Source organism: Duganella levis (assembly GCF_009857605.1).
Lineage (GTDB): Bacteria > Pseudomonadota > Gammaproteobacteria > Burkholderiales > Burkholderiaceae_D > Rugamonas > Rugamonas levis.
This window is the reverse complement of the sequence record NZ_WWCT01000097.1, coordinates 1-268: the sequence shown is the minus strand read 5'-3', so window position 1 is coordinate 268 and position 268 is coordinate 1. Positions and strand designations below refer to the sequence as shown.

The 268-nt window shown below is 50.0% G+C and carries 1 rRNA gene; it reads right to left on the bottom strand.

The annotated features are described in order from the left end of the window. Nucleotides 1–268: ribosomal RNA gene (locus GTP69_RS30960) — 16S ribosomal RNA — on the bottom strand; the annotation flags it as partial.

Here is a 268-nt window from a genome sequence, read left to right as displayed (position 1 = left end):
TTAGAGTGCTCTTTCGTAGCAACTAATGACAAGGGTTGCGCTCGTTGCGGGACTTAACCCAACATCTCACGACACGAGCTGACGACAGCCATGCAGCACCTGTGTAATGGTTCCCTTTCGGGCACTCTCTAATCTCTCAAAGATTCCATCCATGTCAAGGGTAGGTAAGGTTTTTCGCGTTGCATCGAATTAATCCACATCATCCACCGCTTGTGCGGGTCCCCGTCAATTCCTTTGAGTTTTAATCTTGCGACCGTACTCCCCAGGC